Below are 19,192 nucleotides of genomic sequence, written 5' to 3'. Positions count from 1 at the left end.
GAGAAGAGAAAGCAAGCCATGAGCCGTTCCGCCCACCCGGCCGGGCCCCGGCACGCCGACGTGCTGCCCGAGGGGCACTACGCCGCGCCGCCCGCCGATCCCAACGCGCTCGTGCCGAAGGTCTGGGCCCGCAACGTCGCCCGCGGCGCCGACGGGGCGCTCACCGTCGCCGGGGTCGGCGTGCGGGAGCTGGCCGAGGAGTTCGGGACGCCCGCCTTCGTGCTGGACGAGGACGACTTCCGCGCCCGCTGCCGCGCCTGGCGCGAGGCGTTCGGGGACGACGCCGACGTCTTCTACGCGGGCAAGGCGTTCCTGTCGCGGGCCGTCGTGCGCTGGGTGCGCGAGGAGGGGCTCCACCTCGACGTGTGCACCGGCGGCGAGCTGGCCACGGCCCTGGCGGGCGGCATGCCGGCCGGCCGCGTCGCCCTGCACGGCAACAACAAGTCCGCCGACGAGATCGACCGCGCCGTCCGCGCGGGCGTCGGACGGATCGTCGTCGACTCGTTCCAGGAGATCGACCGCGTCGCCGCCACCGCCCTGCGGCACGGCGTCCGGCAGCGGGTGCAGATCCGCGTCACGGTCGGCGTGGAGGCGCACACCCACGAGTTCATCGCCACCGCCCACGAGGACCAGAAGTTCGGGCTGGCCCTCGCCGACGGCACCGCCGCCGAGGCCGTCCGCCGGGTGCTGGCGCACGGGAGCCTGGACCTGTCGGGGCTGCACTCGCACATCGGCTCGCAGATCTTCGACACGGCCGGGTTCGAGGTCTCGGCCCGGCGCCTGGTGGCGCTGCTGGCGGCGGTCCGCGACGAGCACGGCGTCGAGCTGCCCGAGCTGGACCTCGGCGGCGGCCTCGGCATCGCCTACACGCCCGCCGACGACCCCGCCGAGCCGCGCGACATCGCCGCCTCGCTGCGCGACATCGTCGCCCGCGAGTGCGCCGCCGCCGGGCTCGGCGTGCCCAGGCTCTCCGTCGAGCCGGGCCGGGCCATCGCCGGGCCGACCGCGTTCACGCTGTACGAGGTGGGGACCGTCAAGCCGCTGCCCGGCCTGCGCACCTACGTCAGCGTCGACGGCGGCATGTCGGACAACATCAGGACGGCCCTGTACGACGCCGAGTACTCCGTGGTCCTGGCCTCGCGCGTCTCCGGCGCCGAGCCGATGCTCGTCCGGGTCGTCGGCAAGCACTGCGAGAGCGGCGACATCGTGGTCAAGGACGCCTGGCTGCCGGCCGACGTCGCCCCCGGCGACCTGCTCGCCGTCCCGGCCACCGGCGCCTACTGCCGGTCCATGGCCAGCAACTACAACCACACCCCCCGCCCGCCCGTGCTCGCCGTGGCCGGCGGCACGGCCCGGGTCGTGGTGCGCCGCGAGACCGAGGAGGATTTGCTGCGGCTGGACGTCGGCTGAGGAAGCCCGTCCGCATACTGAACGAGAGGCGGACGTTTCTTCGTATGTGCGTGAGACTGGTAGTCCCCGAGTGAACCGAGAAGGCGAGGTCGAATGGTGCGCACTCGTCCGTTGAAGGTGGCGCTGCTTGGCTGCGGAGTGGTCGGCTCGCAGGTGGCCCGCCTGATGACGACGCACGCCGACGACCTCGCGGCGCGGATCGGGGCGCCCGTCGAGCTGGCCGGGGTGGCCGTGCGGCGCCCGGGGAAGGCGCGCGGCACGGTCGCGGCCGAGCTGATCACCACGGACGCGGCCGGGCTGGTCGCGCGGGGCGACGTGGACGTCGTCGTGGAGCTGATCGGCGGCCTGGAGCCGGCCCGCGCGCTGATCAACTCCGCCTTCGAGAACGGCGCCAGCGTCGTCACGGCGAACAAGGCGCTGCTGGCCGAGGACGGGCCCGCGCTGCACGCCGCCGCCGAGAAGCACGGGGCCGATCTGTACTTCGAGGCGTCCGTCGCCGGCGCGATCCCGCTGCTGCGGCCCCTGCGCGAATCCCTGGCCGGGGACACCGTCAACCGCGTCCTCGGCATCGTCAACGGCACCACCAACTTCATCCTCGACCGCATGGAGAGCAGCGGCGCCGGATACGGCGAGGCGCTGGAGGAGGCCACCGCGCTCGGGTACGCGGAGGCCGATCCGACCGCCGACGTCGAGGGCTTCGACGCCGCCGCGAAGGCCGCGATCCTGGCCGGGATCGCGTTCCACACCCGGGTCCGGCTGGACGACGTGCACCGCGAGGGCATCACCGAGGTCACGGCCGCCGACATCGCCTCCGCCCGGCAGATGGGCTGTACGGTCAAGCTGCTGGCGATCTGCGAGCGCGCCGAGGACGGGCGCTCGGTGACCGCGCGGGTCCACCCGGCGATGATTCCGCTCAGCCATCCGCTGGCGTCGGTGCGCGAGGCGTACAACGCGGTCTTCGTCGAGGCCGACGCCGCCGGCCAGCTCATGTTCTACGGGCCGGGCGCGGGGGGCGCGCCCACCGCGTCCGCGGTGCTGGGCGATCTCGTGGCCGCCTGCCGCAACCGGCTCGGCGGGGGCCGGGGCCCGGGGGAGTCGGCGTACGCGCGGCTCCCGGTGAGCCCGATGGGCGAGGTCGTCACGCGGTACCACATCAGTCTGGACGTCGTGGACAAGCCGGGCGTGCTGGCACAGTGCGCCATGGTGTTCGCCGATCACGGCGTGTCCATCGACACGGTCCGGCAGACCGGGAAGGACGGCGAGGCCCAGCTCGTCGTCGTCACGCACCGGGCGCCCGACGCCGCGCTGAGCGCGACGGTCGACGCCCTGCGCGGACTGGATACCGTGCACGGTGTCGCCAGCACCATGCGGGTCGAAGGGGAATAGGGAGCACTGCCATGGAGGCACCCGTCATGTCCACCACCACCAGCCGACAGTGGCGCGGGATCATCGAGGAGTACCGCGACCGGCTGCCGGTCACGGCCGCGACGCCCGTCGTCTCGCTGCGCGAGGGTGGCACGCCGCTCGTGCCGGCCCAGGTGCTCTCGGAGCGCACGGGGTGTGACGTCCATCTCAAGGTCGAGGGTGCCAACCCGACCGGTTCGTTCAAGGACCGGGGCATGACGATGGCGATCTCGCGCGCCAAGGAGGAGGGGGCCCGCGCGGTGATCTGCGCCTCGACGGGCAACACCTCGGCCTCCGCCGCCGCCTACGCGGTGCGGGCCGGGATGGTCTGCGCCGTGCTCGTGCCGCAGGGCAAGATCGCGCTGGGCAAGATGGGCCAGGCGCTGGTCCACGGCTCGCGCATCCTCCAGGTCGACGGGAACTTCGACGACTGCCTGACGCTGGCCCGCGGCCTGGCCGACACGTACCCGGTGGCGCTGGTCAACTCGGTGAACCCGGTGCGGATCGAGGGCCAGAAGACGGCGGCGTTCGAGATCGTCGACATGCTCGGCGACGCCCCGGACATCCACGTGCTGCCGGTGGGCAACGCGGGGAACATCACGGCGTACTGGAAGGGTTACCGGGAGTACGCGGCCGACGGTCCGGCCTCGCGCGTGCCGCGGATGTGGGGGTACCAGGCGGCGGGTTCGGCGCCGATCGTGCGGGGCGAGCCGGTGAAGGACCCGGCCACGATCGCCACCGCCATCCGCATCGGCAACCCGGCGTCCTGGGCCGCGGCGGAAGCGGCGCGCGACGAGTCGGGCGGGCACATCGAGGCGGTGACCGACCGTCAGATCCTGGCTGCCTACCGTCTGTTGGCGGCCCAGGAGGGCGGGTTCGTGGAGCCGGCGGCGGCGGCGTCGGTGGCCGGCCTGTTGCGGGCGGCCGACGAGGGCAGGGTCGACCCGGGCCAGCGCATCGTGTGCACGGTGACCGGCAACGGCCTGAAGGACCCCGACTGGGCCGTCGCTGGGGCTCCCCGCCCCGAGGTGGTCCCGGTCGACGCGGCGGCGGCCGCGGCCCGGCTCGGCCTGATCTGAGACCCACCGGCCCGGCCCGCCCCCCGATCGCGGGGGCGGGCCGCACGCCGCCGCCCCGGGCACCGGCGCGGAGTGCGGAACGACACCGGTCCGCCCTGTATCGCGTGTGAACCTTCCTTCGATAGGCTGGTATTAGTCCCTCGCCGTGTTCTCCTCGCTGTCACCTCCGCGAGGCAGGGCGCACGCCGCTGTTGTCGCGTCCCGCGTCAGCGGGGACATGCCGCACATCTCACCAAGGAGAGTCATCGAGCGATGGCCCATCCCGCCTTCCGCGCCGCCGCCGTACGGGTGCGTACGCCCGCGACCAGCGCCAATCTCGGGCCCGGTTTCGACGCGCTCGGGCTGGCCCTCGGCCTCTACGACGACGTGGTCGTCCGGGTGGCGGAATCCGGCCTGCACGTGGACATCGCGGGCGAGGGCGCCGACACCCTGCCCCGCGACGAGCGGAACCTGCTGATCCGCACCCTCCGCACCGCCTTCGACGCCCTCGGCGGACAGCCGCGCGGCCTGGAGGTCGTCTGCGCGAACCGCATCCCGCACGGGCGCGGCCTGGGCTCGTCGTCGGCGGCGATCTGCGCCGGGCTGGTCGCGGCCAGGGCCGTCACCACGGGCGCGGAGAGCCGCCTCGACGACGCGGCGCTGCTGGAGCTGGCGGCGGAGATCGAGGGGCACCCGGACAACGTCGCCGCCTGTCTGCTCGGCGGTTTCACGCTGGCCTGGGGAGAGGGCACCGCGGTCCGGGCCCTGCGGATGGAGCCGGCGGCGACGATCGTTCCCGTCGTGTTCGTGCCCGCGCGCCCGCTGGCCACCGAGACCGCCCGCGGGCTGCTGCCGCAGTCGGTGCCGCACGTGGACGCGGCGGCGAACGCCGGCCGCGCCGCCCTGCTGGTCGAGGCGCTGACCCGGCGTCCCGAGCTGCTGTTCCCCGCCACCGAGGACCGTCTGCACCAGGACTACCGGGCGCCCGCGATGCCCGAGTCCATGGACCTCGTCAACCGGCTCCGCGCGGACGGCGTTCCCGCCGTCATCTCCGGCGCGGGCCCCACGGTGCTGGCGCTCGCCGAGGACGGCGAGGCCGACAAGATCGCCCGGCTCGCGGGCGACGGCTGGACGGCCAACCGGCTCGCCCTGGACACGGTGGGGACGTGCGTCCTGCCGTTGACCGGGGCCGGTCGGTGACGCGACCGCGGGAGCGCGACAGGGCGGTCGCGGAAGACGACGGAGAGGGGGAATGAAGGCGGGATCCGGTAGTGTTAACCTCAAGTCTGCACGTACCGCTCCGCTGAGCGCCGTGCGGAATTCCGGGGTCCCACCTCCTGGGACCACCTCTTCTTCCGGGAGCCTCCACTCATCTGCCTGAGCAGCCTGCCTGGTAGCGCCGAGCGCACGCTCCGGAACCGGTGTGACGGTTTCCGATTCCGAGATCCCGATCCCGAGGTCTCCGGGATTTCGGACTCCGAGAACCCTCCGCACCACCACGTTGAAACGATCCTCCGCCGCGCGACGAGCGGGCGGGATTACCGCACCGGCCGGCCCACCGCACGGAGCCGCAGCCGGACAGCACGACCGGTCGCCGAGCCAGACAGGCCGACGTCCGCTCCAGGGAAGGACCCTTCGTGAGCGACACCACCGATCTGATGGGCGTGAGTGCCGACACCGCCGACAAGACTGCCGGTGCTGCCACCGCGTCCGCCACGGACGCTCCTGCCGCCACCGCCGCGCCGCGGCGCCGGCGTTCGGGTACCGGCCTCGACGGCATGGTTCTCGCCGAGTTGCAGCAGGTCGCCGCCAGGCTGGGGATCAGGGGCACCGCGCGGATGCGCAAGAGCCAACTGATCGAGGTCATCAAGGAGAAGCAGGCCGCCGGGGGCGCGGGCGCCGCGCCGTCGGCGAACGGTGACGGCAAGCCGGCCGAGGCCGCGTCCGCCGACAAGCCGAAGCGCCGCGCCACCTCGCGGGCCCGTACCGGCGAGGAAGCCGCTCAGCAGCAGATCGAGATCCCGGTCCAGGCCGCGGAGACCAAGACCGCGGAGACCAAGACCGCGGAGACCAAGACCGCGGAGAGCAAGACGGCGGAGACCAGGACGGCGCCGGCCGAGGCCGGCGAGCGGGACAGGACCGACCGCGGCGAGCGGACCGACTCGGCGCAGGACGCCCAGGGCGGCGGCGACGCCAAGGGCGGCGAGGGCCAGTCCGACCGGCAGGGCAAGCGGGACCGCGACCGCCGGGGCGGCAAGAACGTCGGCGGCCAGGGCCAGAACCAGGGGGGCCAGGCGGGCAAGGGCGAGGGCCGCGGCGGCCGGGAGGGCCGTGACGGCCGTGACACGCGGGACAACCGCGACGGCGGCGGCCGTGAAGGCCGTGAGGGCCGGGGCGGACGCGACAACCGCGACAGCCGGGAATCCCGCGAGGGCCGGGACGGCCGCGACAACCGTGACAACCGCGACGACGGCCCGGACGACGACTTCGACGGTGGCCGCCGGGGCCGTCGCGGGCGCTACCGCGACCGCCGGGGCCGTCGCGGGCGCGACGAGATCAGCGAGCCGCAGGTCGCCGACGACGATGTCCTGATCCCGGTCGCCGGCATCCTCGACATCCTCGACAACTACGCGTTCGTCCGCACCTCCGGCTACCTGCCGGGCCCGAACGACGTGTACGTGTCGCTCGCCCAGGTCCGCAAGAACGGCCTGCGCAAGGGCGACCACGTCACCGGCGCGGTCCGCCAGCCCCGCGAGGGCGAGCGGCGCGAGAAGTTCAACGCGCTGGTCCGCCTCGACTCGGTGAACGGCATGGCCGCCGAATCCGGGCGCGGACGCCCCGAGTTCAACAAGCTGACGCCGCTTTACCCGCAGGAGCGGCTGCGCCTGGAGAACGACCCGGGCGCGCTGACGCCGCGGATCATCGACATGGTGTCGCCGATCGGCAAGGGCCAGCGCGGTCTGATCGTGGCCCCGCCGAAGACCGGCAAGACCATGATCATGCAGGCGGTGGCCAACGCCATCACCCGCAACAACCCCGAGTGCCACCTGATGGTCGTCCTCGTCGACGAGCGTCCGGAAGAGGTCACCGACATGCAGCGCTCGGTGAAGGGCGAGGTCATCTCCTCGACCTTCGACCGGCCGTCGGAGGACCACACCACGGTCGCGGAGCTGGCCATCGAGCGGGCCAAGCGGCTGGTGGAGCTGGGCCACGACGTGGTCGTCCTGCTGGACTCGATCACCCGTCTCGGCCGCGCGTACAACCTGGCCGCGCCGGCGTCGGGCCGCATCCTGTCCGGTGGTGTGGACTCCGCCGCGCTCTACCCGCCGAAGAAGTTCTTCGGCGCCGCCCGCAACATCGAGGACGGCGGCTCGCTGACCATCCTCGCCACCGCGCTGGTCGAGACCGGCTCGCGGATGGACGAGGTGATCTTCGAGGAGTTCAAGGGCACCGGCAACATGGAGCTCAAGCTCGACCGGAAGCTCGCCGACAAGCGGATCTTCCCGGCCGTGGACGTGGACGCCTCCGGCACCCGCAAGGAGGAGATCCTGATGGGCAGCGACGAGCTGGCCATCGTCTGGAAGCTCCGCCGGGTGCTGCACGCGCTGGACCAGCAGCAGGCGATCGAGCTGCTGCTGGACAAGATGAAGCAGACGAAGTCGAACGCCGAGTTCCTGCTCCAGATCCAGAAGTCCACGCCCGCCCCGGGCAACGGCGACTGATCACCCCCGGACGCCCCCTCGGCCCGTCGCTTCCCGCGACGGCCGAGGGGGCGTCCGGCTGAACGGGTAGAACAGGCAGAATCCGGCATACCGGGACACAATGGATGAATGGGCCCTCTGCCGGATGGTGAACGGGCGGCGCGGCCCCGTCGTTCGGGGCGGGCACGTCTGCTGCGGACCGCGGTCATCGCGCTGATCGCGGTGGTGGTGCTGACCGGGGCCGGGGCCGGGGCGCTCTACCTGAAGCTCGACGGCAACATCACCCACATCGACATCGACGCCGCGCTCGGCAGGGACCGCCCGGCCGACACCCCGGGCGACTCCCTCGACATCCTGGTCCTCGGCTCCGACTCCCGCTCCGGCGGGAACGGCGACTACGGCGGCCCCGACGCCGAGGAGGGCGCCCGCGCCGACACCGCGATGGTCGTCCACGTCAACGAGGCCCACGACGCGGCCACCGTCGTCTCCATCCCGCGCGACACCCTCGTGCCCCGCCCCGCGTGCGAGCGCGCCGACGGCTCCACCGCCCCGGCCGAGCGCCGCGCGATGTTCAACGAGTCGTACACCGTCGGCGGCCCGGTCTGCGCCGTCAAGACCGTCGAGAAGCTGACCGGCCTGCGCATGGACCACTACGTCGAGGTCGACTTCCAGGGATTCGCCGAGCTGATCGACACCCTCGGCGGCGTCGAGATCACCACCACCGAGCCCATCGAGGACGAGGACAGCCACCTCAGCCTCCCGGCCGGCACCCACACCCTCGACGGCGAGCAGTCCCTCGCCCTGGTCCGCACCCGCAAGGCGATCGGCGACGGCAGCGACCTCAGCCGGATCGAGGTCCAGCAGGCGTTCGTCAAGGCGCTGGCCGCACAGGTCGGCTCGCTCGGCCTGACGACCAACCCCAAGCGGCTCTACGACCTCGCCGACGCCGCGACCTCCGCCCTCACCACCGACTCCGACCTGGCGTCCGTCTCCGAGCTGACCGGGCTGGCGCGCAGCCTGGGCGGCCTCGGCCCCGGCGACCTCGACATGATCACCCTGCCCGTCGCCCGCGACGGCGCCGACCCCAACCGCGTCGCGCCACGGGAACGCGAGTCCCGGCAGCTCTGGACGGCGCTGCGGAACGACGAGCCCGTCCCGGACTCCGCCGTCCCCGGCGCGGGCGACAAGGACGGCGGCACCCTCGTCGCGGAGGAATAGCGGCGGTCCCGTGCTCGTTTTGGCAGGTGCGCCCAGTCCTGGCAGACTGGAGCGTCGGCCCCGGTTCACGGCCCGCATCCCGCGTGCCGACCCGGTGCCCTCCCGGAATCTAGGAGAAGACCTTGAAGCGCGACATCCACCCGGAGTACGTCGAGACCCAGGTGAGCTGCACCTGCGGTGCCTCGTTCACCACCCGCAGCACCGTCAGCAGCGGCAGCGTCCGCGCCGACATGTGCTCCGAGTGCCACCCCTTCTACACCGGCAAGCAGAAGATCCTCGACACCGGTGGCCGCGTGGCCCGTTTCGAGGCGCGCTTCGGCAAGAGCGCCGGGTCGGCCCGCAAGTAGCGACCCCGTCGGCGCCGGGCCCGGCCGCCTCCCCCGGGAGGCGGCCGGACCGGCGCCTTTCGCGTCCCGAAGCCCTCTTTCTCCCACCCCAGGAGCACACACGATGTTCGAGGCGGTCGAGGATCTCATCGGCGAACACGCCGACCTCGAACGGCGGCTGGCCGACCCCTCGGTCCACGCCGACCAGGCCACCGCGCGCCGGTTCTCCAAGCGCTACGCCGAGCTGACTCCGATCATCACCGCCTACCGCGCCTGGAAGCGCTACGGCGACGACATCGAGACCGCTCGCGAACTCGCGGTCGAGGACCCCGAGTTCGCCGGCGAGGTCAAGGAGCTCCAGGCGCGCCGCGAGGAACTCACCGACGAACTGCGGCTGCTGCTCGTCCCGCGCGACCCGAGCGACGACAAGGACGTCATCCTGGAGATCAAGGCGGGAGAGGGCGGTGACGAGTCCGCGCTCTTCGCCGGCGACCTGCTGCGGATGTACCTGCGCTACGCCGAACGGCACGGCTGGCAGACCGAGATCATCGACGGGAACGAGTCGGACCTCGGCGGCTACAAGGACGTCTCCGTCGCCGTGAAGACCCGCGGCACCCCGGCGCCGGGACAGGGCGTGTGGGCCCGCCTGAAGTACGAGGGCGGCGTGCACCGCGTGCAACGGGTGCCGGCCACCGAGTCCCAGGGCCGCATCCACACCTCGGCGGCCGGCGTGCTGGTGCTCCCGGAGGCCGAGGACGTGGACGTGGAGGTCAACGCGAACGACCTGCGGATCGACGTCTACCGCTCCTCCGGACCCGGCGGCCAGTCGGTCAACACCACCGACTCCGCCGTGCGCATCACCCACCTGCCCACCGGCATCGTGGTCTCCTGCCAGAACGAGAAGAGCCAGCTCCAGAACAAGGAGCAGGCGCTGCGCATCCTGCGCGCCCGGCTGCTGGCCGCCGCGCAGGAGGAGGCGGACAAGGAGGCGTCCGACGCCCGGCGCAGCCAGGTGCGCACGGTGGACCGCTCCGAGCGGGTCCGCACCTACAACTACCCGGAGAACCGCATCTCCGACCACCGCGTCGGGTTCAAGGCGTACAACCTGGACCAGGTGCTGGACGGGGACCTCGACGCGGTCATCCAGGCGTGCGTGGACGCCGATTCGGCCGCCAAGCTCGCCGCGGCCCAGTGAACGTAAGGTGGGCGACGTGACCGCATCATCCGCGTCATCCTCCTCGCCTTCGCCGGGGGGCTCCGCGCGTTCGCTGCTGCTGGCCGAGGTGGCCCGCGCCACCCAGCGGCTCGCCGACGCCGGGGTGCCCTCGCCACGCTTCGACGCCGAGGAGCTGGCGGCCTTCGTGCACGGCACCGAGCGCCCCAAGCTCCACACCGTGCCCGACGGCGACTTCGACGCCCGGTACTGGGAGGCGGTCGCCCGCCGCGAGGCGCGCGAGCCGCTCCAGCACATCACCGGGCGCGCGTTCTTCCGTTACCTGGAACTCCAGGTCGGCCCCGGGGTGTTCGTCCCGCGCCCGGAGACCGAGTCGGTGGTCGGCTGGGCGATAGACGCGGTCCGGGCGATGGACGTGGTCGAGCCGCTGATCGTCGATCTGTGCACCGGCTCGGGCGCCATCGCCCTGGCCCTCGCCCAGGAGGTGCCGCGCTCCCGCGTGCACGCGGTCGAGCTGGACGAGGCCGCCCTGGAGTGGGCCCGCAGGAACGCCGAGGGCAGCCGCGTCGTGCTGCACCACGGGGACGCCCGCACCGCCCTGCCGGAGCTGTCCGGCCAGGTGGACCTGGTGATCTCCAACCCGCCCTACATCCCCCTGACCGAGTGGGAGCACGTGGCGCCCGAGGCGCGCGACTACGATCCCCAACTGGCGCTGTTCTCCGGCGAGGACGGCCTGGAGATGATCCGCGGCCTGGAGCGTGCCGCGCACCGGCTGCTGCGGCCCGGTGGCATGGTGGTCGTGGAGCACGCCGACACCCAGGGCGGCCAGGTGCCGTGGATCTTCACCGAGGACCGCGGCTGGGCCGACGCCGCCGACCACCCGGACCTGAACAACCGGCCCCGATTCGCCACCGCCCGCCGCGTCGCGCGGTAAGAGGAGGACCAGCACACATGGCACGGCGCTACGACTGCTCGGACGTGGTCGATCGTAAGCACGGTCTGCGCGAGGCGGCTTCCGCCGTCCGCCGCGGCGACCTCGTGGTCCTGCCGACCGACACCGTCTACGGCATCGGCGCGGACGCGTTCAGCACCGGGTCCGTGGCCGATCTCCTGGCGGCCAAGGGCCGCGGCCGGGGCATGCCGTCCCCGGTGCTGATCGGCTCGCCCACCACCCTGCACGGCATCGTCACCGACTTCTCCGAGAAGGCGTGGGAGCTGGTCGACGCGTTCTGGCCGGGCGCGCTGACCCTCGTCGCCCGCCACCAGCCGTCCCTGACCTGGGACCTGGGGGAGACCCGGGGCACCGTCGCGGTCCGGATGCCGCTGCACCCGATCGCCCTCGAACTGCTCAAGGACGTCGGCCCGATGGCCGTCACCAGCGCCAACCTCACCGGCCACGCGCCGCCGCAGGACTGCGACGGCGCGCAGCGGATGCTGGGCGACTCGGTCGCCGTCTACCTCGACGGCGGCCCGACGCCCGACACCGTGCCGTCCTCCATCGTCGACGTCACCGGCCGGGTCCCGGTGCTGCTGCGCGCCGGGGCGGTGAGCGAGGAAGAGCTGCGCAAGGTCGTTCCCGATCTGGAGACCTCGCATTGAGGGCGCCCTCCCTGAGCCCGGCGGACCTGCGGATACGGATGCCCGAGCCGCACGGCCGACCACGGCAGGTCTTCCGGATCCTGCACGTCAGCACGGGGAATGTCTGCCGTTCCCCGATCACCGAGCGGCTCACCCGGCAGGCGCTGGCCGACCGCCTCGGTCCCGCCGCGCACGGCCTGGTGGTGGAGAGCGCCGGCACCTGGGGGCACGAGGGCGCGCCGATGGAGGCGCACGCCGCCGAACTGCTCGCCGAGTACGGCGCGGACGCCGACGGGTTCCACGGCCGTGAGCTGCTGGACGAGCACGTCGTCGAGGCCGACCTCGTGCTGACGGCGACCCGCGACCACCGGGCGCAGGTCATCTCCATGGGGCACTCGGCGGGGCTGCGCACGTTCACCCTCAAGGAGTTCACGCGGCTGGTGCGGGCCATCGACACCGCCACGCTGCCCGTCGCGGAGTCGCCCGAGGACCTGGTCGAGCGTGCCCGCGCGCTGGCCCGCGCCGCCGCGGCGCTGCGCGGCTGGCTGCTGGCGCCCAACGCCGAGGCGGACGAGGTGCAGGATCCGTACGGGGCGCCGCTGCCGTACTTCCGCAGCATCGGCGAGGAGATCCGGTCGGCGCTCGACCCGGTCGTCACGGCGCTCACCGGCGTCCCCCCACGCCCCGCCCGCGCGGGCCGCGCCCTGCTGTAACGCCGTGGATGCGGCCGTATCGAGTCCGCACGGGGGGCTCCGGGCATGAGAGGGTGTTGCGCGGTAGTCCTGCGAGACCACTGGGGCATTGTGTGCGCGAGTATCTGCTGACCCTCTGCGTCGCGGCGGCCGTCACCTATCTGCTGACCGGGCCGGTGCGGAAGTTCGCCATCGCGTGGGGAGCCATGCCGCCCATCAGGGCGCGTGACGTGCACCGCGAGCCCACGCCGCGGCTGGGCGGCATCGCCATGTTCGGCGGGCTGTGCGCGGGGCTGCTGGTCGCCTCGCAGCTCACCAACGTGGGCGACGTGTTCCAGACGTCCGACGAGCCGCGGGCGCTGCTCTCGGGGGCCGTGCTGATCTGGGTGATCGGCGTCCTCGACGACAAGTACGGCGTGGACGCGCTGGTGAAGCTGGGCCTGCAGATGATCGCGGCCGGCGTCATGGTCCTCCAGGGCCTGACCATCCTGTGGCTGCCCGTCCCGACGGTCGGCATGGTCGCGCTCACACCGCTCCAGGGCACGCTGCTGACGGTGGCGATCGTGGTGATCACCATCAACGCGGTGAACTTCGTGGACGGCCTCGACGGCCTGGCGGCCGGCATGGTCGGCATCGCCGCGGCGGCGTTCTTCCTGTACGCGTACCGCATCTGGTACGGGTACGGCATCGAGGCCGCCGCGCCCGCCACCCTGTTCGCGGCGGTGCTGATGGGGATGTGCCTCGGGTTCCTGCCCCACAACTCGCACCCGGCCCGGATCTTCATGGGCGACTCCGGATCGATGCTCCTCGGCCTGGTCCTGGCCGGCGGCGCCGTCTCCGTCACCGGGCAGGTGGACCCGGACGCCATGGCGCTGTTCTCCGGCTCCGAGCGCAGCGCGGTCATCGAGATGGTCCCGGTCTACATGCCGCTGCTGCTGCCGCTGACGATCATCGCCGTGCCGTTCGTCGATCTGGTGATGGCGATCGTGCGCCGGACCTGGAACGGGCACTCGCCGTTCACCGCCGACCGCGGCCATCTGCACCACCGGCTGCTGGAGATCGGGCACTCGCAGAGCCGGGCGGTGCTCATCATGTACTTCTGGTCGGCGCTGATCGCCTTCGGCGCCGTGGCGTACTCGGTGCAGTCCGCCAACGCCCTGATCGTGCCCGCCGTGATGTCGCTGAGCGCCGTCGGTCTGGTGGTGCTGCTGATGCCGCGCTTCAGACCGCGGGTGCCCCGGTGGGCGCAGCGGCTGGTGCCGCCCCGCTACCGGGACCGGCGCCGCCCGGCCACGGACACGGCACCGGACGCCCCGGACGGGACGGCCGAGTTCTCGACGGGAACGGGGGAGACCCGTGGGGACGATGTGCCGGCCGCGGGCACTTCTTCGCCGGGTCTGCACGGAGCGACAGCGGTCGGTGACCGACAGCGGTTCGCGCTGCGACGGAAGATCGACACCCGCTCGTAGCACAGTCGTTCCGATGTGTCAGCATTCTGGCGCGCGAATTACCTCTCAAGTGTGAGGTCCTCCACACTAAGTGAGTAAAGACCTCATCAAATACTTTGTGATAGCGTTCACGAGACACCACGGAACGCTCCCCACGTTCCGGGAGTCAGCACCGCTCGTCAAAGACGACAAGTCCCCGAAGCCCGCCGGAGAAGCACTTCGATGCAGTCCAACGACGCCCGGATCATCCGCGGCGCCGCGATCCCCACTGCCGCGGTAGGTGCGGTCGCCATGGCCATCGGCGCCGTGGTCGCAGGGGGGGACGGCGCGAGCGGGGTCGCCCTCGGTGTGCTCGTCGCCGCCGGGTTCTTCGCCATCGGTCTTCTCGCCCTCACGATGGTGGGACAGCGCTGGCCCGACCTGTTCTTCGGTGCCGCCGTCCTGATCTACACCACGCAGATGGGCCTTCTGCTCGGACTGCTCCTGCTGCTGCGCGACGCCTCGTTCCTCAACGGACGGGCCTTCGCCGCCGGGGTGCTGGTCGGTACGGCCACCTGGCTCGCGGCCCAGGTCAGGGTCCATATGACGCTCAAAGTCCTGTATGTGGAGCCCGAGTCGAGCTCCACGTCCGCCGGCGGCCGGCCATGACCCGGGCCCGCGGGCACGGGGGCAGCGAAAAGCACGAACGCGCGGGCTGCTATCGTCCGTCGCCGGAACATCAGGTCGGCGCCCGTCGAGGTGCCGGTGACGCGCAGGCCGTGCGGGACGGCCGCGCGAGCGCGGATCCGGGTTCTTTCTCCCGCCCATCCAGTCCAGTGCCGCTCCGTGGTCCGTCGCCACGCCGACACATCGAGGTAGCCGTATCCATGCGTCATGCCGAGGGAGCTCGCGGTGAGTAACGACCAGGTGCTCGCCTTCGAGACCGACTGCCATCTGTTCAAGGACTGCGGCTTCCACGCGCCGTCCGTCTGGTCGTTCGTCTTCGACCCGATCTTCACCATCGGGTCCTTCGAGTTCAACAAGGCGATGCTGCTGGTGCTCCTCAGCACCGTGCTGGTCGTCGGCTTCTTCTGGACGGCGTTCGCGCGGCCCAAGGTCGTTCCCGGGAAGTTCCAGCTTCTCGCCGAGGTGCTCTACGACTTCGTGCGCCGCGGGATCGCCAGGGAAGTGATCGGCAAGAAGGCGGAGCCCTATGTGCCGCTGCTGGTCTCGCTGTTCTTCTTTATCTGGATGATGAACCTCTGGGCGATCATCCCCTTCGCGCAGTTCCCGGCGACCTCGATCTTCGCCTACCCCGTGGGTCTCGCCCTGATCGTCTGGGTGACGTACATGACCCTGACGTTCAAGACGAACGGCTTCGTCGGCGGCCTGCGGAACCTGTGCGTGCCCAGCGGACTGCCCAAGGGGATCTACGTGATCCTCACCCCGCTGGAATTCCTGTCCAACGTCATCGTGCGGCCGTTCACGCTGGCCGTGCGACTCTTCGCGAACATGTTCGCGGGCCACTTGCTGCTGCTGGTCTTCATCATCGGCACGTGGTACACGCTGGGCACGGTCGTCGGCACCGCCTACTCGGTGACCTCGATGTTCCTGACGATCCTGCTCACCGCCTTCGAGATCTTCATCCAGGCGCTTCAGGCGTACGTCTTCACCGTCCTGACCGCCACCTACATCTCCCAGGCGCTGGAAGAGGCGCACTGAGAGGCGGCCGACCGGCCACCCCCACCGACCGCATCACCTCCGGCGGACTTCCCCCGCCGGTTCACCACAGAGAAGGATGACAACGGACATGTCCGCAACTCTCGCCGCGATTGAAGGAAGCCTCAACACCATCGGTTTCGGCGTCGCCGCCGTGGGCCCGGGTGTTGGCATCGGCATCATCTTCGGTAACGGCGTCCAGGCCATCGCCCGTCAGCCCGAGGCCGCCGGTCTGATCCGGCAGAACATGCTCCTCGGCTTCGCCGTCGTCGAGGCCCTGGCCCTCATGGGCTTCGTGCTCGCGTTCGCGATCTGAGCGTCGCGCGAGCCCCTACCGACGAAAGGTCCGCCATCATGATTTTCCTGGCTGAGGAAGAGCCGCAGAGCCCTCTCCTGCCGGTGGTTCCCGAGATCATCATCGGCCTGATCTGCTTCGGTGTCGTCTTCTTCGTCTTCTACAAGAAGCTCCTCCCCGCCATCAACAAGGCACTGGACGAGCGTCGCGAGGCGATCGAAGGCGGTATGGAGAAGGCCGAGGCGGCGCAGGCCGAGGCGGCGCAGACGCTCGAAAGCTACAAGGAGCAGCTCGCCGAGGCCCGTCACGAGGCGGCCCGGATGCGTCAGGAGGCGCAGGAGCAGGGCGCCGCGCTCATCGCCGAGATGCGCGCGGAGGGTCAGCGGCAGCGCGAGGAGATCATCGCCGCCGGCCACGCCCAGATCGCGGCCGACCGCAAGCAGGCCGCCGAGCTGCTGCGCCAGGACGTCGGCAAGCTCGCCATCGACCTGGCCGGGCGGCTGGTCGGGGAGTCCCTGGAGGACCACGCCCGGCAGAGCCGCACCATCGACCGCTTCCTCGACGACCTGGAGCAGCAGGCCGGCGCCACGGTGCCGTCGCAGTCCGAGGCGGGCGGCCGATGACCACCGGAACGGCGAGCCGTGAGCGAGAAGGGGAACGAGCCTGATGATCGGAGCGAGCCGCGAGGCGCTCGACGCCGCGCGGGAGCGCCTTGAGGCGCTGACGGACAACACCCGGGTGGACGCGGCGGCCCTCGCCACGGACCTCGCCGCCGTCACGCAGCTCCTCCACCGCGAGACCGCGCTGCGCCGGGTCCTCACCGACCCGGCGCAGGAGGGCGAGCGGAAGGCCGAGCTGATCCGGCGGCTGCTGGCCGGCCAGGTCGGCGGCGAGGCCGTGGACCTGGTCTCCGGCACGGTCCGCGCCCGGTGGTCCGCCTCCCGTGACCTGGTCGACGCGATCGAGGAGCTGGCCGACACGGCCGACCTGATCGCCGCCGACCGCGTCGGCGCGCTGGACTCCGTGGAGGACGAGCTGTTCCGGTTCGGTCGCGTGGTCGCCACCTCGCCCGAGCTGCGGTCGGCGCTCACCACCAGGGACGACAGCGCCGCCGCGGTCGCCGCCAAGTCGGCGCTGATCCGCACGCTGCTCGGCGGCCGGGCGCACCCGGTCACCGAGCGGCTCGTCACCCGGCTGGTGGAACGGCCCCGGGGACGTAGCCTGGATGCGGGGCTGGACGCGCTCAGCGTGCTGGCCGCCTCCCGGCGGAACCGCTCCGTCGCCGTCGTCACCTCCGCGGTGCCGCTCAGCGACCAGCAGCGGCGACGGCTGGGCGACGCCCTCGCGCGGCTTCACGGCCGCCCGGTCCAGCTCAACCTCGACGTCGACCCGGCGGTCCTCGGCGGAATCTCGGTCCGCATCGGTGACGAGGTGATCCACGGCACCATCGCGGACCGCCTGGACGAGGTGAACCGCCGGATGGCGGGCTGACGCGCGCGGGCGCGCGACCAACTCAAGACGCGATCACCACACGCACCACGAGAACGAACGAAAGCGGCCCGGGTTGGGCCGTATGTGGACGTACTTACGGGCCCAACAAGGAGAGCAGGGAACCCAGATGGCGGAGCTCACGATCCGGCCGGATGAGATCCGGGACGCGCTGGAGACTTTCGTCCAGTCGTACACGCCGGACGCGGCCTCGCGGGAAGAGGTCGGGACGGTCAGCGTTGCCGGTGACGGCATCGCGAAGGTCGAGGGACTGCCCTCGGCCATGGCGAACGAACTGCTGAAGTTCGAGGACGGCACCCTCGGCCTCGCCCTCAACCTTGAGGAGCGGGAGATCGGCGTCGTCGTTCTCGGTGAGTTCAGCGGCATCGAGGAGGGCCAGCCGGTGCGCCGCACCGGTGAGGTCCTGTCCGTCGGCGTCGGCGAGGGCTACCTCGGCCGGGTCGTGGACCCGCTGGGCAACCCGATCGACGGCCTCGGCGAGATCGAGACCACGGGCCGCCGCGCCCTTGAGCTGCAGGCCCCCACGGTCATGCAGCGCAAGTCGGTGCACGAGCCCATGGAGACCGGCTACAAGGCCGTCGACACCATGACCCCGATCGGCCGCGGCCAGCGCCAGCTCATCATCGGCGACCGGCAGACCGGCAAGACCGCCCTCGCGGTGGACACGATCATCAACCAGCGCGACAACTGGCGTTCCGGCGACCCGAACAAGCAGGTCCGCTGCATCTACGTGGCGATCGGCCAGAAGGGCTCGACCATCGCGTCCGTGCGCGGCGCGCTGGAGGAGGCGGGCGCCCTGGAGTACACCACGATCGTGGCGGCTCCCGCGTCCGACCCGGCCGGCTTCAAGTACATCGCGCCCTACACCGGCTCGGCCATCGGCCAGCACTGGATGTACGACGGCAAGCACGTGCTGATCGTCTTCGACGACCTGTCGAAGCAGGCCGACGCGTACCGCGCCGTCTCGCTGCTGCTGCGCCGCCCGCCGGGCCGCGAGGCGTACCCGGGTGACGTCTTCTACCTGCACTCCCGGCTGCTGGAGCGCTGCGCGAAGCTGTCCGACGACATGGGCGCCGGCTCCATGACCGGCCTGCCGATCGTGGAGACCAAGGCCAACGACGTGTCGGCGTTCATCCCGACCAACGTCATCTCCATCACCGACGGCCAGTGCTTCCTGGAGTCCGACCTGTTCAACGCGGGCCAGCGCCCGGCGCTGAACGTCGGTATCTCGGTCTCCCGCGTCGGTGGCGCCGCCCAGCACAAGGCGATCCGGCAGATCACCGGTTCGCTCCGTGTGGACCTGGCCCAGTACCGCGAGCTGGAGGCGTTCGCCGCCTTCGGCTCCGACCTGGACGCCGCGTCCAAGTCCGCCCTGGCCCGTGGCCAGCGCATGGTGGAGCTGCTGAAGCAGGAGCAGTACAGCCCCTTCTCGACCGAGAACCAGGTGGTCTCCATCTGGTCCGGCACGAGCGGTCTGATGGACGACATCCCGGTGCCGGACATCCGTCGCTTCGAGCGTGAGCTGCTGGACTACCTCGGCCGCGAGCACAAGGACCTGATGACGTCGATCCGCGAGGGCGGCAAGATGTCGGACGACACCGTCCAGGCCGTCGGCGCCGCGGTGAACAAGTTCAAGCAGCAGTTCGAGACCTCGGACGGCAAGCTGCTGGGCGAGGACTGA

General features: G+C 71.8%; 18 protein-coding genes. All 18 read left to right on the top strand.

The window, feature by feature from the left end; translation table 11 throughout:
• Positions 1 to 18 precede the first annotated feature (18 nt).
• Positions 19 to 1,410 carry a diaminopimelate decarboxylase gene (gene lysA, locus BN2279_RS21560; protein ID WP_059012075.1) on the top strand — a complete coding sequence of 464 codons (1,392 nt, stop codon included), beginning with the start codon at positions 19 to 21 and terminating at the stop codon, positions 1,408 to 1,410.
• 93 nt (positions 1,411 to 1,503) lie between these two features.
• The gene (locus BN2279_RS21555; RefSeq protein ID WP_059012073.1) at positions 1,504 to 2,796 is read left to right on the top strand and encodes a homoserine dehydrogenase; all 1,293 of its coding nucleotides are present in this window, start codon (positions 1,504 to 1,506) and stop codon (positions 2,794 to 2,796) included.
• An 11-nt stretch (positions 2,797 to 2,807) separates the two neighbouring features.
• Entirely contained in the window at positions 2,808 to 3,893 is a 1,086-nt protein-coding gene (gene thrC, locus BN2279_RS21550) for a threonine synthase (RefSeq protein ID WP_059012070.1), read from the top strand.
• A gap of 252 nt (positions 3,894 to 4,145) precedes the next feature.
• Positions 4,146 to 5,072: a homoserine kinase gene (gene thrB / locus BN2279_RS21545; RefSeq protein ID WP_059012068.1), complete on the top strand. Its 927-nt coding sequence runs from the start codon at positions 4,146 to 4,148 to the stop codon at positions 5,070 to 5,072.
• A 437-nt stretch (positions 5,073 to 5,509) separates the two neighbouring features.
• On the top strand, positions 5,510 to 7,594 hold the full coding sequence (gene rho / locus BN2279_RS21540) for a transcription termination factor Rho (protein WP_059012066.1): 2,085 nt from the start codon (positions 5,510 to 5,512) through the stop codon (positions 7,592 to 7,594).
• A 108-nt stretch (positions 7,595 to 7,702) separates the two neighbouring features.
• Positions 7,703 to 8,791 carry an LCP family protein gene (locus BN2279_RS21535; protein ID WP_059012064.1) on the top strand — a complete coding sequence of 363 codons (1,089 nt, stop codon included), beginning with the start codon at positions 7,703 to 7,705 and terminating at the stop codon, positions 8,789 to 8,791.
• Between the two features lie 122 nt (positions 8,792 to 8,913).
• Complete coding sequence (rpmE, locus tag BN2279_RS21530; protein ID WP_059012062.1) at positions 8,914 to 9,138, top strand: 50S ribosomal protein L31; 225 nt, start codon at positions 8,914 to 8,916, stop codon at positions 9,136 to 9,138.
• A gap of 103 nt (positions 9,139 to 9,241) precedes the next feature.
• A complete protein-coding gene (gene prfA / locus BN2279_RS21525) occupies positions 9,242 to 10,312 on the top strand; it encodes a peptide chain release factor 1 (RefSeq protein ID WP_059012060.1) in 1,071 nt (356 codons plus the stop codon).
• A gap of 16 nt (positions 10,313 to 10,328) precedes the next feature.
• Positions 10,329 to 11,225 (top strand): peptide chain release factor N(5)-glutamine methyltransferase, encoded by an 897-nt coding sequence (gene prmC / locus BN2279_RS21520; protein ID WP_059012651.1) that lies wholly within the window; start codon positions 10,329 to 10,331, stop codon positions 11,223 to 11,225.
• Between the two features lie 17 nt (positions 11,226 to 11,242).
• Positions 11,243 to 11,890, top strand: a complete 648-nt coding sequence (locus BN2279_RS21515) for an L-threonylcarbamoyladenylate synthase (RefSeq protein WP_059012059.1) — start codon at positions 11,243 to 11,245, stop codon at positions 11,888 to 11,890.
• A gap of 38 nt (positions 11,891 to 11,928) precedes the next feature.
• On the top strand, positions 11,929 to 12,582 hold the full coding sequence (locus BN2279_RS21510; protein ID WP_059012057.1) for an arsenate reductase/protein-tyrosine-phosphatase family protein: 654 nt from the start codon (positions 11,929 to 11,931) through the stop codon (positions 12,580 to 12,582).
• Positions 12,583 to 12,674: 92 nt separating this feature from the next.
• Positions 12,675 to 14,030 (top strand): MraY family glycosyltransferase, encoded by a 1,356-nt coding sequence (locus BN2279_RS21505; RefSeq protein ID WP_059012055.1) that lies wholly within the window; start codon positions 12,675 to 12,677, stop codon positions 14,028 to 14,030.
• 201 nt (positions 14,031 to 14,231) lie between these two features.
• Positions 14,232 to 14,657: a Cg1360 family ATP-synthase-associated protein gene (locus BN2279_RS21500; RefSeq protein WP_059012053.1), complete on the top strand. Its 426-nt coding sequence runs from the start codon at positions 14,232 to 14,234 to the stop codon at positions 14,655 to 14,657.
• 225 nt (positions 14,658 to 14,882) lie between these two features.
• Positions 14,883 to 15,710, top strand: a complete 828-nt coding sequence (gene atpB / locus BN2279_RS21495) for a F0F1 ATP synthase subunit A (protein WP_059012051.1) — start codon at positions 14,883 to 14,885, stop codon at positions 15,708 to 15,710.
• A gap of 88 nt (positions 15,711 to 15,798) precedes the next feature.
• Complete coding sequence (gene atpE, locus BN2279_RS21490; RefSeq protein WP_059012050.1) at positions 15,799 to 16,023, top strand: ATP synthase F0 subunit C; 225 nt, start codon at positions 15,799 to 15,801, stop codon at positions 16,021 to 16,023.
• A gap of 38 nt (positions 16,024 to 16,061) precedes the next feature.
• Entirely contained in the window at positions 16,062 to 16,625 is a 564-nt protein-coding gene (locus BN2279_RS21485; RefSeq protein WP_059012048.1) for a F0F1 ATP synthase subunit B, read from the top strand.
• 43 nt (positions 16,626 to 16,668) lie between these two features.
• Positions 16,669 to 17,493 carry a F0F1 ATP synthase subunit delta gene (locus BN2279_RS21480; protein ID WP_059012046.1) on the top strand — a complete coding sequence of 275 codons (825 nt, stop codon included), beginning with the start codon at positions 16,669 to 16,671 and terminating at the stop codon, positions 17,491 to 17,493.
• Between the two features lie 127 nt (positions 17,494 to 17,620).
• Entirely contained in the window at positions 17,621 to 19,192 is a 1,572-nt protein-coding gene (atpA, locus tag BN2279_RS21475) for a F0F1 ATP synthase subunit alpha (RefSeq protein WP_059012043.1), read from the top strand.

It is taken from the genome of Streptomyces specialis, assembly GCF_001493375.1.
GTDB lineage: Bacteria > Actinomycetota > Actinomycetes > Streptomycetales > Streptomycetaceae > Streptomyces > Streptomyces specialis.
The sequence above is the reverse complement of the archived record's forward strand: the minus strand, read 5'-3'. Positions and strand labels throughout refer to the sequence as shown.

What these genes read in the sequence shown, in the direction of transcription:
- prfA (WP_059012060.1), top strand. Translation starts at nt 9,242, where the DNA reads ATGTTCGAGGCGGTCGAGGATCTCATCGGCGAACACGCCGACCTCGAA.
- atpA (WP_059012043.1), top strand. Translation starts at nt 17,621, where the DNA reads ATGGCGGAGCTCACGATCCGGCCGGATGAGATCCGGGACGCGCTGGAG.
- BN2279_RS21500 (WP_059012053.1), top strand. Translation starts at nt 14,232, where the DNA reads ATGCAGTCCAACGACGCCCGGATCATCCGCGGCGCCGCGATCCCCACT.
- BN2279_RS21485 (WP_059012048.1), top strand. Translation starts at nt 16,062, where the DNA reads ATGATTTTCCTGGCTGAGGAAGAGCCGCAGAGCCCTCTCCTGCCGGTG.
- BN2279_RS21480 (WP_059012046.1), top strand. Translation starts at nt 16,669, where the DNA reads ATGATCGGAGCGAGCCGCGAGGCGCTCGACGCCGCGCGGGAGCGCCTT.
- atpE (WP_059012050.1), top strand. Translation starts at nt 15,799, where the DNA reads ATGTCCGCAACTCTCGCCGCGATTGAAGGAAGCCTCAACACCATCGGT.
- atpB (WP_059012051.1), top strand. Translation starts at nt 14,883, where the DNA reads ATGCCGAGGGAGCTCGCGGTGAGTAACGACCAGGTGCTCGCCTTCGAG.
- BN2279_RS21555 (WP_059012073.1), top strand. Translation starts at nt 1,504, where the DNA reads ATGGTGCGCACTCGTCCGTTGAAGGTGGCGCTGCTTGGCTGCGGAGTG.
- thrC (WP_059012070.1), top strand. Translation starts at nt 2,808, where the DNA reads ATGGAGGCACCCGTCATGTCCACCACCACCAGCCGACAGTGGCGCGGG.
- BN2279_RS21515 (WP_059012059.1), top strand. Translation starts at nt 11,243, where the DNA reads ATGGCACGGCGCTACGACTGCTCGGACGTGGTCGATCGTAAGCACGGT.
- BN2279_RS21535 (WP_059012064.1), top strand. Translation starts at nt 7,703, where the DNA reads ATGGGCCCTCTGCCGGATGGTGAACGGGCGGCGCGGCCCCGTCGTTCG.
- lysA (WP_059012075.1), top strand. Translation starts at nt 19, where the DNA reads ATGAGCCGTTCCGCCCACCCGGCCGGGCCCCGGCACGCCGACGTGCTG.
- thrB (WP_059012068.1), top strand. Translation starts at nt 4,146, where the DNA reads ATGGCCCATCCCGCCTTCCGCGCCGCCGCCGTACGGGTGCGTACGCCC.
- BN2279_RS21510 (WP_059012057.1), top strand. Translation starts at nt 11,929, where the DNA reads ATGCCCGAGCCGCACGGCCGACCACGGCAGGTCTTCCGGATCCTGCAC.